Origin of the sequence: Streptomyces sp. NBC_00683 (genome assembly GCF_036226745.1) — a bacterium.
In the GTDB taxonomy this organism is placed as follows: domain Bacteria; phylum Actinomycetota; class Actinomycetes; order Streptomycetales; family Streptomycetaceae; genus Streptomyces.
Genome location: NZ_CP109013.1, coordinates 1,741,627 through 1,756,025, shown reverse-complemented (window position 1 = coordinate 1,756,025; position 14,399 = coordinate 1,741,627). Strand labels below are relative to the sequence as shown.

At 72.7% G+C, this 14,399-nt stretch carries 4 protein-coding genes; all 4 read right to left on the bottom strand.

Going from position 1 to position 14,399, the window contains the following annotated elements:
* Positions 1–34: 34 nt before the first annotated feature.
* The gene (locus OG257_RS07690) at positions 35–3,979 is read right to left on the bottom strand and encodes a non-ribosomal peptide synthetase (protein ID WP_329205927.1); all 3,945 of its coding nucleotides are present in this window, start codon (positions 3,977–3,979) and stop codon (positions 35–37) included.
* 84 nt (positions 3,980–4,063) lie between these two features.
* The gene (locus OG257_RS07685) at positions 4,064–10,591 is read right to left on the bottom strand and encodes a non-ribosomal peptide synthetase (protein ID WP_329205926.1); all 6,528 of its coding nucleotides are present in this window, start codon (positions 10,589–10,591) and stop codon (positions 4,064–4,066) included.
* Positions 10,588–13,680 (bottom strand): amino acid adenylation domain-containing protein, encoded by a 3,093-nt coding sequence (locus OG257_RS07680; protein ID WP_329205924.1) that lies wholly within the window; start codon positions 13,678–13,680, stop codon positions 10,588–10,590. The genes OG257_RS07685 and OG257_RS07680 overlap by 4 nt, the downstream gene beginning before the upstream one ends.
* Entirely contained in the window at positions 13,677–13,925 is a 249-nt protein-coding gene (locus OG257_RS07675) for an acyl carrier protein (RefSeq protein WP_329205923.1), read from the bottom strand. The genes OG257_RS07680 and OG257_RS07675 overlap by 4 nt, the downstream gene beginning before the upstream one ends.
* Positions 13,926–14,399 lie beyond the last annotated feature (474 nt).

The following is a 14,399-nucleotide window of genomic DNA, read 5'->3' as shown; positions in this document are numbered from 1 at the left end:
GGCTCTCGGGCCACGGCGACAGGCGTCGCCCGGCTCAGCGGACCGGTGAGCCCTGGGGCTCGCCCGCGGCGGCGGCCTCGATCCTGGAGGCCACCTCCTTGACGTTCGGCTGCTCGAGCATCGTGAAGTGGGTGCCGGGCGACTCGTCGATCAGCAGCGTTCCGTCGACGCGCTCGCGCCAGCCGAAGTCCCAGCCGGTGAACAGCTCGGTCTCGGCCCGGATCAGCAGGGCGTCCCCGCGGAACGGCTCACGGGGCGTGTCACGGTAGGTCAGCAGGGCCCGGGCGTGCCGCTGGTAGAGCCGGACCAGCCGGCGCAGGTCCTCCGCGGTGGACGCGTCGGCCCGCTCGTCGTCGGTGCCCCGGGTCAGCTGGAGCACATGCCGGATCCGGGCCTCGTCGTCCAGCTGCTCCAGTTCCTCCTCGGTGGTGGGCAGCCGGTGCCCGAACGCGCCGATGATCGCGGCCGCCTCGGAGGTGGCGTAGCGCGGCGGAACCGGGTCGTCGATGCTTGCGCTGACGATGGTGAGTGCGGCCACCTCCTCGCCCCCGGCCTGGAGCTGACGGGCCATCTCGTACGAGACCATGCCGCCCATGCACCAGCCGCCCAGGTGATACGGACCCTCCGGCTGGACGGTCCGCAGTTCCGACAGGTAGAGCGCCGCGATCTCCTCGATGCTCTCGGGTCTGGGCGTCTCGGGACCCGCGTACTCGGGCGCCTGGACCGCGTAGAACGGCTGGTCGGGGTCGAGCACCTCGACCAGGTCGGAGTAGCAGAAGACACTGCCGCCGAGCGGGTGCACGAAGAACAGCGGCGGCTTGGATCCGGCCGAGCGCAGGGTGACCAGGGTGGCGGCCGCGGCTGCGCGGCTGCCGTCGATGATCTCGGCGATCCGCTCCACGGTGCCGCCCTCGAACAGCGCGGCGACGGGGACCTCCGTGTCGGTGATGTCCGGCAGTCGCATCACCACCCGCAGCGCCGAGATCGAGTCGCCGCCGAGGCCGAGGAAGGAGTCGGTCGCCCCGACCTTCTCCACGCCGAGGATGTCCGACCAGATCGCGGCCAGCGCCCGTTCGGTGTCGGTGCGGGGTGCGACGAACTCCCCGGCCGTACTGTTCGCCCGGTCCGGCACGGGCAGGGCACTGCGGTCCACCTTGCCGTTGGGGGTCAGCGGGAACGACTCCAGCAGCACGAACGCGCTCGGCACCATGTACTCGGGCAGGGACTCCGCCACCAGGTCGCGCAGTTCCCCGGTCGAGGGGGCTGCGCCGTCGGGGGTGAGGTAGGCGACCAGGCGCCGTTCCCCGGGCTGGTCCTCACGGGCCACCACGACCACCCGGCCCACCTCGGGGTGCCGGCCGAGCACGGACTCGATCTCGCCGAGTTCGATCCGGAAGCCGCGGACCTTCACCTGGTGGTCCGAGCGGCCCAGGAACTCCAGCTCACCGGAGGGGAGCCGGCGCACCACGTCACCCGTCCGGTACATCCGCGCGCCGGGCCGTTCGGCGTAGGGGTCGGGCAGGAACCGGTCGGCCGTCAGGCCGGTCCGCCCGAGGTAGCCCCGGGCCAGGCCGTCGCCCGCGATGTGCAGGTCGCCGGGTATGCCGTCGGGGACCACCCCGAGCACCTCGTCGAGTACGTACAGACGGGTGTTGGCGATCGGGGCGCCCAGTGTGACCGGCTGCCCGGGCCGCACCTCCTGCAGACTCGACCAGATGGTGGTCTCGGTCGGACCGTAGGCGTTCCACACCTGGGGGAAGCGCCGGACCAGCTCGTCCGCGAGGTCCTGCGGCAGCGCCTCGCCCCCCGAGACGACCCGCAGCCCCGGTTCCACTCCGAGCCCGGCCTCGAGCAGCAGCCGCCAACTCGACGGTGTGGCCTGGACGATGCTCGGCCCCACCTGTTCCAGGTAGGCCCGCAGCCGAGCCCCGTCGACCGCGATATCGGGCGCCACCACGAGTTCCGCGCCCGCGAGCAGCGGCAGGTACACCTCCAGCGCGGCGATGTCGAAGGACAGCGAAGTCACCGCGAGCCAGCGGTCCTCGGCGGTGATCCGCAGCTCCCGCTCGAACGAGAGCAGCAGGTTGAGCAGGGCCCCGTGCGGGATCTGGACGCCCTTGGGGCGGCCGGTCGATCCGGACGTGTAGATGACATAGGCGAGGTTCTGCGGCCCCAGGTCGCGCGGGGGCTCGTCCTCGGGAAAGCCGGGCGCCGGATCCGCCGTCACCGGCAGCACCACGGCACCCGCCGGGTCCAGGGTGCCGACCAGGCCGGGATCGCTGAGCAGCACCGCCACCCGGGCGTCGGAGAGCATGTAGGCGAGGCGGTCGGCCGGGTAGTTGGGGTCGAGCGGCACATAGGCGCCGCCCGCCTTGAGCACCGCCAGGAGGCTGACGACGAGTTCGGCGGAGCGCGGGAGGTGCACGCCGACCAGGACGTCCGGGCCGACCCCGTGCGAACGCAGCTGCCAGGCCAGGCGGTTGGAGCGGGCGTGCAGTTCGGCGTACGTCAGAGTGGTCCCGTCGAAGCGCAGCGCGACGGCGTCGGGGTCCGCGGCAGCGGCGAGCCCCCGCGCGGCCAGCAGGTCGGGGAGGGTGGAGTCCGCCCAGGCCGCGGCCTCCGGGTCCGCGGGCACCTGGAGCAGCCGCGCCCGCTGCTCCGAACCGAGCAGATCGGCGGCAGCGGCCTGCGCGTGCGGGTCGGCGACCAGGGCGGCGAGGGCACGGGCGTAGTACCCGCCGAACTCGGCGGCCCGCTCCGCGGCGAACTGCGCCTCGTCGAAGTTGATCCTCAGCCGGACGGCGCCGTCGGCGGGATCCGTACCGAAGTTGGCGGTGAAGGGGAAGTTGGTCTGCTCGAAGAAGTCCCCGCCGCTGACCGCGGTGTGCTCCAGTGCCATGTCGTAGCTGCGGAAGCTGCGGTGGTCCACCACGGTCTCGAACAGCTCGGGCCGCGCCAGATCCTGCAGCAGCTGGGCCATGGGGTACCGGCGGTGGGGCAGCGCCTCGCTCTCGCTGCGATGGATCTGCTGGGCGAGCCCGATCCAGCTGACCCCGGTCAGGTCGGCCACCAGCGGCAGCGTGTTGAGGAACAGGCCGACCACCTGGTCACCGTCGGCGGTCTCCGGACGGCCGTTGCTGACCCGTCCGGTGACCACCCGGCTGCGGCCGGAGAGCAGGGAGAGCACCCGGGCGTGGGCGGCGAACATCACGGCCTTCACCGGCACCCTGGCCTCGGCGGCGACCGAACGCAGGCCGTGCGCCAGGTCCGCGGGCAGCGGCACCTCGTGCACCCGGGCGGTCCGGACCGGGGCACGGCCGGGGTCGTCGTGCCGGGGCAGGCCCGTGAAGTCGGTGTCCTCGAGCGTCCTGGCCCAGTAGCCGCGGGATTCCGGGTCGGCCAGGGACTCCTGCTCGAGCGCGAGGTAGTCCCGGAACCTGGTCAGCGGGGCCGCTGCCGGGGCCGCTTCGCCGGCCAGCCGGGCGTCGTATCCGGTGAGCAGCTGGGAGGTGACCAGGGAGAGGCTCCAGCCGTCCAGGATCGCGTGGTGGAAGCTCAGCCCCAGCTGGAACGCGTCGTCGGCGAGGACCTGGACGTGCAGCCTGAGCAGCGGTGCGGCGCTGAGGTCGAACGCCGCGGACTTCTCCGCCGCTGTCCACTCCTCACTCCGCCGGAGCTGCTCGGCCCCGGTCAGCCCGCGCAGGTCCTCGACGGTGAGCGGGGTCGGCACGGCGGCGTGGACCAACTGCATCGGTGTGCTGAAACTGCCCAGGTCGATGCTGCTCCGCAGGATGTCGTTGCGTTCGATCACCCCGGCCAGCACCTCGCGCAGCGCGCTCTCGTCGAAGCGGCCGGAGATCCGGATGGTGGAGATGTCGTGGTAGGTGGGGGTGTCCTTCTCCAGGAGGCTGTGGAACAGCATTCCCGACTGCAGCCTGGTCAGCGGGTAGGCGTCGGTGATGTCGTCGTAGCTCGGCACGGGTCGTCTCTCCGGGTGGTCGATGGTCTCGCCGGTGCGAGGAAGGTGGGTACGGGCAGGGGGCGGCCGGGGCGCGGGCGGATGTCAGCCGGAGCGCAGCCTGGCCAGGTCCTCGGGGGAGAGCAGGGCGAATGCGGCCACCCCCGGCCGATCGGCCGGCGGCGTCGGCCCCGGTCCGGCCGAAGGCCCGGTCCTGGTCGCCAGGCCTGCGGCGACAGCCTCGATGGTCGGGTGCGCGAACAGTTCGGTCAGCGGGAGGTCGAGTCCCCGCTCCCGGGCGAGGCCGCTGATCCGCACCGCGTGCATGGAATCGCCGCCGAGCTCGAAGAAGTTGTCCCGCACGCCGATCCGGTCGATCAGCAGGACCTGCTGCCACAGCTCGGCGAGCTGCCGCTCGGCCGGGGTGCCCGGTGCGCGGTACTCGGTCGCCTCGGCCCGGGCGTGCCCGGGTGCCGGCAGGGCGCCGCGGTCGACCTTGCCGTTGGGGCTCAGCGGCAGGGCGTCGAGCAGTACGAAGGCGCTGGGCACCATGTGCTCGGGCAGTACCCTGCCCAGCCCCGCCCGCAGCTCCCGGCCGGTCGGACCGGCGGTTCCGGTGCTGCCGGGCGTCAGGTAGGCAACGATGCGCCGGTCCCCGGGGCCGTCCGCGCGCACGACGACCACCGCCTGGCCGACACCCGGCAGCGCGGTCAACGCCGCCTCGATCTCGCCGAGTTCGATACGGAAGCCGCGGACCTTCACCTGGTCGTCGGTCCTGCCGAGGTACTCGACCACCCCCTCGGGCAGCCACCGGGCGAGGTCACCGGTGCGGTAGAGCCGGGAGCCGTCACCGGCGAAGGGGTCGGGCACGAAGCGGTCGGCGGTGAGCGCGGGCCGCCCGCCGTAACCGCGGGCCAGCTGCACCCCGCCGAGATACAGCTCCCCGGGCACTCCGATCGGTGCCGGCGACATCAGGCCGTCCAGCACGTACACCCGGGTGTTGGCGATCGGGGTGCCGATCGGCAGCCCGGGGCGTGACCAGTCCGGGCGCGACGACCAGCGGGTGACGTCCACGGACGCCTCGGTGGGTCCGTAGAGGTTCTCCAGGGCCGCGGGCAGCGTGCGGTGGAAGCGCTGGGCGAGTTCGGCGGGCAGCGCCTCACCGCTGCACACCACCAGCCGGAGCGAGCCGCACCGGGCCGCCTCCGGCGCGTCCAGGAACGAGCCGAGCATCGGCGGGACGAAATGGCAGACCGTCACCTTCTCCCGCTGGACGAGCTCGGCCAGGTAGCCGGGGTCGCGGTGGCCGCCCGGGTCGGCGAGGACCAGCACGGCCCCGGTGAGCAGCGGCCAGAACAGCTCCCAGACCGATACGTCGAAACTGATCGGAGTCTTCTGCAGCACGGTGTCATCGGCGTCGAGGTGGTACGCCGACTGCATCCAGCGCAGCCGGTTGACGATGCCCCGGTGCGGCACCTGCACGCCCTTGGGCCGCCCCGTGGAGCCGGAGGTGTAGATGGTGTACGCCAGATGGTCGGGGCCGGCGACCGGGTACGGTGCGTCGGCCGGCGCTTCGACGGGCGCGTCGTACGGCGTTCCGTCCCCGGTGCCGTCCTCCGCGTCGCCCCGCCCGAGGGTCAGCACGGTGACGCCCTCGGCCACCACCCCACTGCTCCCAGGACCGGTCAGCAGCACCGCCGCCCCGGAGTCGGCGAGCATGAACTCCAGCCGCTCCGCCGGGTATCCAGGGTCGAGCGGCAGATAGCCGCCCCCGGCCTTCAGCACCGCGAGCAGGCCGATCATCAGCTCCAGCGACCGCTCCAGGCGGACACCCACCACCACGTCCGGGCCCACCCCCAGCCCACGCAGCCGCAGGGCCAGCCGGTCGGCACGCCGGTGCAGCTCGGCGTAGTCGAGCTGCCGGCCGCCGAAGCGGACGGCCACGGCGCCGGGGGTGCGCCGGCTCTGCTCCTCGAGCAGCGAGGTCAGGGTCGGCTCGGGTGACCACGACTCGGCCGTGTCGTTCCACGTGGTCAGCAGGCGCTCGCGCTCCGCACTGCCGATCAGTTCCACGGTGGAGACCGGCACCTGCCGTTGCGCCACGACGGCCGCCGTGACATTGCTGAGGTGTTCCACCAGCCGCTGAACGGTCGCCTCGTCGAACAGGTCCGTGTCGTAGTCGAGCCAGCCCAGGATCTCCCGGCCGTCGTCCAGCATCCGCAGATTGAGGTCGAACTGGCTGTTGGCCGCGGTCGCTTCGACGAGTTCGGAGCTCAGCCCCGGGGCGTCGAAGGAGCCGAGCCTGACGTTCTGGAGCGCGAACAGCACCTGCACCAGCGGGTTACGGGACAGGTCCCGCTCCGCGACGTGGGCGCCGACCAGCTTGCTGAACGGCACCTGCTGGTGCTCGAAGGCGGCCAGAGCGCTGTCCCTGACCCGGCCGAGCAGCTCCGTGAAGACCGGTTCGTCACGCAGGTCGACGCGCACCGGGACGGTGTTGACGAAGCAGCCGACCAGTTCCTCGAACTCGGGCCTGGACCGGTTCGCCACCGGGGTGCCGACCAGGAGCTGCCGCTGCCCCGTGTGGCGGGACAGCACCACGCCGAAAGCGGAGAGCAGTGTCATGAACAGCGTGGCGCCGGTCTCCCGCCCCAGCGTGCGAAGCCCTTCGGAAGTCGCCGCGTCGATCGCGAAGCGGTACCGGGCGCCCCGGTGCGCCTGGACCGGCGGGCGCGGTCGGTCGGTGGGCAACTGGAGCAGGGTGGGGGTGTCGCCGAGGTACTCGCTCCACCAGGACAGCAGTTCTTCCAGACGGCGGCCGGCCAGTTCCCCGCGCTCCCAGCGGGCCACATCGGCGAACTGGAGCCCGTCCGGCCGCTCCGACGGCTGCGGCGTGTCCCCGGCGTCGGCCCGGTACGCCTCCCCGAGAGCATCCAGCAGGAGCCCGAAGGACCAGCCGTCGAACACGATGTGATGAACCGTCAGCACCAGCAGTGCGGTGCCCCCACCGGACCGGAGCACCGCGACCCTCAGCAGCGGACCCTCGGCGAGATCGAACGGCCGCTTGGTCTCCCGCATCGCGGACTCCAGGGCGGACGCCTCGGACACCGCACCCAGGTCGGCTTCCCGCACCACGACCCGTGCCCGGGGCACCGTGGTCTGCACCGGGGCGCCGTCCACCAGCGAGAAGCGCGAGCGCAGCACGGCGTTCCGTGCCACGACGGAGTCCACGGCACGCTGGAGCACGCCGGTGTCCAGCGGTCCGCTGATCCGGAGTACCAGCGGCATGTTGTAGGCCGCGTCGCCGGGGCGCAGCTGCTCCTCGAACCAGAGGCTCTCCTGGGTCCAGGAGAGCGGGGCGGGCCCCGGGGCGGTGGATCTCGGAACAGGCAGCGCGTGCGCTGCGCCGGCTTCCTCCGCCGTGCCTGCCGTGGTGCCGACCAGCTGGGCAAGTCCGGCGACCGTGGGGTGCTCGAAGAGGTCCCGCAGCGTCAGGTCCGTGCCCAGCTCGCGGCGCACCCGTACCAGCACCTGGCTGAGCAGCAGGGAGTGGCCGCCGAGTGCGAAGAAGTCGTCGGTCGCCCCGATCCGCTCGCGGCGCAGCACCTCGGCCCAGATCGCGGCCAGCTCCGTCTCGATGCCGGCGGCGGGAGGCACGTGCGCTGCGACGGCGGACTCCTCGGGTCCCAGGGACGCCAGCCCCGCCCGGTCCAGCTTCCCGTTCGCGGTCAGCGGGAACGTGTCGACGACGACGAAGCTGCCCGGAACCTTGTGGTCGGCGAGCCGGGCGGCCAGTGACCGGCGAACCGCCGCGAGGTCGGGCCGCTCACCGCCGGTCGCCAGGTAGCCGACCAGCCGGTGCCCCGCGCCGGGTTCCGGCACGGCCAGCACCGCCGCCGCGCGCACGGACGGCAGGGTCAGCAGCGCCGTTTCGATCTCTGCGGGCTCCACCCGGAACCCGCGTACCTTCACCTGCTGGTCGGCCCGGCCCACATAGTCCAGGAGTCCGTCCGGTCGCAGCCTGGCCCGGTCGCCGGTGCGGTAGACCCATTCGGATCCCCGGTCCGCGAAGGGGCTCCCGGTGAAGCCCGTGCGCCGTTCGGGGCCTTCCGGCCGGTCGGTGCCCGGCCGTTCCTCGGCGTAGCGCGCCAGATGCGGTGTGCGGACGACGACCTCGCCGAGCTCCCCGATGCCGGTCTGCCGTTCCCCGTTGAGCACCAGCAGCTGGACGGCGTCGATGCCCGCTCCGAGCGGGACACGGCCACGGCCGGACGGTACGGGGCCGCCGGCCGCCCGGGCGAGGTGAACCGACACCGCCTGCGGTGTCTCCGTGGCTCCGTACAGGTTGAGCAGATCGGCGCCGGGGGCCAGCGCGGTCCACTCCTGGACGGTCCGCCAGGTCAGCACGTCTCCGCCGAAGCCGGCCAGCCGCAGCTGCGGCCAGCCCGGCCCGCCGACGGCTGCCAGCGAGTCCGCGAGTGCGGGCGTCAGGTGGGTCACGGTGACCTCGCGGCTGCGCAGTTCAGCGGCGAGGGTCTCGGCGTCGCGTACGTCGGCGTCGGGGAAGACGGCCGCCGCACCGGCCCAGAGCGGGGCCAGCACATCCCGCAGGAACGGGTCGTGGCCGAGCCCGGACAGCACCGAGAACCGATCGGCCGGGGTGAACCTGAACTCCCGGGCGTACCAGTCGAGGAAGTGGATCAGCGGGCCGTGGGTGCCGATGATCCGCCGCGGACGCCCGGTGGTGCCCGAGGTGAAAGCCACATAGGCGGGGTCGTCGGGGCCGGGCGTGGTGCCGGTACCGCTTTCCGGTACGGCGTCGTCCGGGAGCGCACCGGCCAGGACGGCGCCGACGTCCAGCACCGGCCCGTCGGCGAAGGCGCCGGGCTGCCGACCGGGTGCCGCCGCGAGCCAGGCGCGCGGGGCGAGTTCCGTGGCTCGGAGCGCGGTCTCCTCGGCGGGACGGTCCGCGTCGAGGACCGCGAAGGCGGCTCCGGAGCGCAGCACGCCCAGCAGCGCCACCGCGGTGGCCGGATGGCGGCTCGCGTGGACCGCGACGACGTCGCCCCTGCCCACCCCACGGCCGTGCAGCCACCGGGAGATCCGCTCGGTGCCGTCCCAGAGGTCCGCGTAGTTCAGGGTCCTGCCCGCACCGATGAGAGCCGGCCGGTCCGGGGTGCGTCTCGCGTGTTCGGCGAGTCTGCTGGTCAGTGGTTCGGGGTGCCGTGCCGGCTGGTCGAGCGACGGGTCGGCCGACCGTGCCCGGGAGCGGGAGGTGCCGAGGTCGAGGTCGCTGATCCTGACGTCCGGCCGGGCGACCGCCTGGGCCAGTACCGCCGCCGTCTGATCGAGCAGGTCCTCGATCCGTGCGGGCAGGTAGAGCTCCGCGTCGTAGACCGCGTCGAGGGTCAGCAGGCCCTCGGCATCCGAGACATAGAGCGTCAGGTCGAACTTGTTGTCCACGTCCTCGAACGGGAGGCTCTCGACCGTGCAGCCGGCGAGGTCCGGTGCCGAGACGGGAGGCACGACGTTGAAGAAGACCTGGACCAGCCGGCTGCGGGCGAGGTCACCGCCGGGACCCTGGTCGTCGACCAGCCGGTGGAAGGGCACCCGCTGGTGTGCGAAGGCCTCCTGCGAACTGTGCCGCACCCGGTCGAGCAGATCCCCGAAGGCCGGGTCCCCTGCCAGGTCGAGGCGCACCGGGAGGGTGTTCAGGAAGCAGCCGAGCAGCCGGTACTGGCCGGCCCCCCGTGTGGAGACCGGAGAACCGACCAGCATCGTGTCCTGGCCGGTCTGGCGAGCGAGTACCACCCCGAAGGCCGCGAGCAGTGTCGTGTACAGGGTCGCCTCACGGGACCGGCCCAACGCCCGGGTGCCCGCACTGACGGTGGGGTCGAGCCGAAGTCGCGCCTGCGCGCCGCGGTGGCCCCGGACGGCGGGACGGGCGTGGTCCACCGGCAGGTCGAGCAGCTGCGGGGTGTCCGCGAGGTACTCGCGCCACCAGGACAGCAGTCCCTCGACCGCCTCGCCGTCGAGCTGCTCCCGCTCGGTGCGCGCGGCATCGGCGAAGTTCTTCCGCAGAAGCGGCAGTTCGGCCGTGGCCCCGTTCCTTGCTGCGGCATAGGCCGAGGAGAGCTCGCCGAAGAGGATGCCGAAGGACCAGCCGTCGAACACGATGTGATGAACCGTCACAACAAGCAGCCACTCGGCTGCGGCGCTCCGGATCACGAGAACCCGGATCAGCGGCCCGTGCGCCAGGTCGAAGAGCCTTCGCCCCTCCCGCAGCGCCTCGGCCCGCGCCGCCGCCTCCGGGTCGGTCCGGTCCCGTACGTCGCGCTCCTCGACGACCACCTGCGCCTCGGCGGCCGAAATCACCCGCTGCACCGGGTTGCCGTCGCTGCTCCGGAAGACGGTGCGCAGCGCCGAGTGGCGCCGGACCAGCAGGTCGACAGCGCTCCGGAGTGCGGGCAGATCGAGGTCGCCGCGGACCCGGGAGACCACCGGCATGTGGTACGTGGTGCTGCCGGGGTTCAGCCTCTCCTCGAACCAGATGCGCTCCTGGGTCCAGGTCAGCGGGGCCGTTCCGGCCGGGTCGGGAGCCACCGGAACTGCTCTCGGCAGGGTGTCGCTCATATCAGGTCCTTCTCAAGCAGGTTGGTCAACTCGGTGGTGAAGAGGTGGCTGAGTCGGGCGAGTTCGGAGGGTTCGATCAGCCCGGCCGGCGTGTGCAGTGCGCCGGACAGTTCGTCGCCCTCCTCCCACAGTTCGCAGCAGAGCTCCGCCTGTGGTCCCAGCGGCGGCGCCGGCCGGGGTGTGAAGGTCACCCCGCCCGAACGCACCGGCGGGGTGACCCGTTGGAGCACCAGCAGGTTCTGGTAGAGCGGCATCCGCCCGTCCCCCGGACGCGGGGCCAGGCTCGCGATCTCGTCCGTCGGCAGCGCGGCATGGGCGAGCGCGTCCAGCAGCTGCTCCCGCACCGTGGCGAGCGGTTCGCCGCCGAACGAACCGGGGACTCCGGGCAGCCGCACCGGCAGGCCGTTGGCGAAGTAGCCGACCGTCCGCTCCTCGGCGGGTTCCCGGCCGGCCACGATGGTGCCGACGGTCACGTCGTGCTGCCCGGTCCAGTCCGCGAGGGCCCGCCACCAGGCGGTGAGGAGGGGGACCAGTGCAGGGCTGCGGTTCGTGGCAGCCGCCGCCCGGAGCAGGTGCGCGGCCCGTTCCGGCAGTGCCAGCGGCACCGCCGGGGCCGGGGGCGAGGTCCAGAGCCCGCGCATCGTCGGATACCGCCCGCCCGGCAGGGCGAGAGGCCGGACGCCCTCCAGCCGGCTGCTCCAGAACTCCCGGTGGGAGTCCCGTACGACGTCGGCCGTTCCCTTCGGCGCCCGGTGGCCGGCCAGGGGTTCCCCCGCGTAGGCGGTGGCCAGATCGGCGAGAAGGATCTCCTCCGACCTCGCGTCATAGACGCTGTGGTGCACGGCGACGAGAAGGGAGTGCCGGTCCGCTGCCCCGGTCAGCAGCCCGGCTGCCAGCAACGGGCCGTGGGCCAGGTCGTGGACCGAGGCGGCGAGCTCCCGGAGCATCGCGGCCAGGTCGGCCTCGAGGTCGGGACCCGCGGCACGGACCAGCAGGGGCTGCGGCGCCGGTTGTGCCGTCACGGACCGCCGCGGGCGACCGTCCCGCAGCGGATACGAGGTCCGTAACGCCGGGTGCGCCGCGACGACCGCGGTGAGGGCCTCGCCCAGCCGGTCCGGGTGGACCGTTCCCGTCACCTCGATCCTGCTCACCGCGACATGGCCGGGTGCGCCCGGCGCCAGGCGCTCGGCCAGCCAGAAGCGCCGCTCCCCGGCCGAGAGGTCGCCCTCCCTCCCTGTCCGGTCCGGCTTCATCTCCCTTTCCCGGGACGGAAGTCGGGACGCGAGGAGCTCCAGCCCGGCGACGCTGCCGTGACGGTAGACGTCACCCGCCGAGAGCTCCACGTCCAGGAGCCGGGACAGCCGGGCGGCGATCCGGATCACCTGAAGCGAGGTGACCCCCTCGGCGATCAGGTCCTGGCCGGGGGACAGCGAGGGCAGGCCGAGCAGCTCCCGGACCTCGCCGAGCGCGGGCGACGCCTCTGCCAGGGGCCCCGGTTCGGAGGCGGACGTGCCCGTACGGCCCTGCTCCGGGCGCACCAGCGCCTCGATCCCGCGGAGGTCGGCCTTCCCGGTGGCTCCGAGCGGCACGGACTCCAGCAGCACGAAGCGGTCGGGACGCAGATGGGCGGGAAGCGCGGCGGCACTCAGCCGGCGCAGCTGCTTCGGCGCGAGGTGCCGTCCCGGTTCCGCCGTGTACGCGCACACCGCCTCGGTCACCGTGCCGGCCGCGTCCCTGAGCGGGACCAGGAACGCCTCCCGGACCCCGTCGACCAGGGCCACCGAGCGCTCGACCTCGCCGGGTTCCACCCGGTAGCCGCGCAGCTTGAACTGGCGGTCCTCACGCCCGAGGTAGGAGAGCCGGCCGGAGTCGTCCATCCGGACCCGGTCGCCGGTGCGGTACACCCGCAGGTGCTCGCCGGAGGGGAGGTCCAGGCGGGTGAACCGGCGGGCGTCCTCCTCCGGGCGGTTCAGGTATCCGAGGGCCAGCCCCTCACCCCCGACGAGGAGTTCGCCCTCCGAGCCGAACGGGACCAGGGCGGAGTCCTGGTCCACGACGGCGAGGACCGTGCCGCGGATCGCGCTGCCGACGGGTACCCCGGCGGGGTCGGCGAGGTCGGCCGCGGACACGTCGTGGGTGGAGACGAACACCATGGACTCGACCGGTCCGTAGCCGTTGGACAGACGCAGCCGCGGGTGTTCGGCGAGCAGGCGCCCGAGATGCGCCGCCGACACCCGTTCACCGCCGGTCAGCAGGTGCCGGATCCCGGCGAAGGCGCCCGGGTCCTCGTCCGTGATCAGGTTGAGCAGGGAGCTGGTCAGCCAGAGGGTGGTGATCCGCTCGGAGCGGACCAGGCGGCGCAGTGCGTCAGGGGTGAGCAGTGCCTCGTCCACCTCGACGCAGCAGCCGCCGTTGAGCAGCGGGCCGAAGACCTCCAGGGCGCCCGCGTCCCAGTAGGGCGCGGCGAGCAGGGGCATGACCGTGTCGGGGCCGAACTCCGCGAATCCGCCGTCGACGAACGTGCGCAGGAAGGCGCGGTGCGGGACAACCACTCCCTTGGGCCGACCGGTGGAACCGGAGGTGAAGAACACGCAGGCCGCCGCATCCGCAGTGACCTCGACAGCCGGCGGGGCCGGTGAAGGGGCCGGCGCGGCGTCCGTGGCCCCGGGTAACGCCAGTACCTCGGTGACCTCGGCCAGCGCCGGCGGCAGGCCGTTGCCCGTCGCGTCGAGCAGCAGGGCCGATCCCAGGTCGTCGAGCACCCCGGTCAGCCGGGCCACCGGCCAGGCCGGGTCCACCGCCGCGTACGCGCCACCTGCCATCAGCACGCCCAGCGCGGCCACCGTGAACAACTCGCCGGAACGGGCCGCCAGTACGGGCACCACTGTTCCGGGCTGCATCCCACGCGAGAGCAGCGTGGTCCGCACCGCCTGGGCCCTGTCGACCAGCCGCCGATAGGTGACGGTCCGTCCGTTCGCCCTGAACGCGGGTGCCTCGGGTGTACGGACCGCCCACTCCAGCACCCCGCCATGGGCGGTCGCGCCATCCGGGACGCCGACGGGGGAGCCGGCCGAGAGGGAGAGGCTCATGACTGGAGGGCCTCGGCGACCAGCTCGACGAGGCGGTCCGGAGTGGACTGCAGGACATCCAGGAAGTCGACCTCGACGCCCCATATCTCCTCGATCCGGGCGACGATCAGCACCGCGTGGAACGAGTCGCCGCCATGGGCGACGAACGACCCGTCACCAGGGACGTCCGTTCCCAGGACGTCGGCGACGACCGACCGCACATCGACCGGGGCCGCGCTGCTCTCCGGGGTAGTGGACTGGGTCATTCGGAACCATCTCCATACGTAATTTCATGCAGCTGACATGCGTATGCAATGTCTGTGCCATGCTGGGCAATAAACGGAATGTGAACGCACGTAAAATCCGAGCCACGCGGCCCCGACGGATATCAGGAAAACGGCATGGCGAAACCGGCGGCGACGCCGGAAGGACGTGCGGAAATTACCTCGGCCGACTGGGCGAAGCGGAACAGGGGAAGCCTGTTTCTGGGGCCCTCAGCAGGTGGAGAAGGGTGCGGCGGGACAACAACACGCCAATTCGGGACAACAGGAACAACGTGCGGATATAGTGTTCCGGACCATCGTCCCCCCCTGGATTGTCCCGGCTGATCGACCCTATGTGAATACCCCCGGGCCGCGTCAACACCTGTCGGGAACCCTTTCTCGGGAATGCGTTCCTAAATCCCGCAAAGCAGACGAACTTTCTGTGGACCCGAGATGCTCGGCACCCGCCCGCGCCCA

What these genes read in the sequence shown, in the direction of transcription:
- OG257_RS07680 (WP_329205924.1), bottom strand. Translation starts at nt 13,680, where the DNA reads ATGAGCCTCTCCCTCTCGGCCGGCTCCCCCGTCGGCGTCCCGGATGGC.
- OG257_RS07685 (WP_329205926.1), bottom strand. Translation starts at nt 10,591, where the DNA reads ATGAGCGACACCCTGCCGAGAGCAGTTCCGGTGGCTCCCGACCCGGCC.
- OG257_RS07675 (WP_329205923.1), bottom strand. Translation starts at nt 13,925, where the DNA reads ATGACCCAGTCCACTACCCCGGAGAGCAGCGCGGCCCCGGTCGATGTG.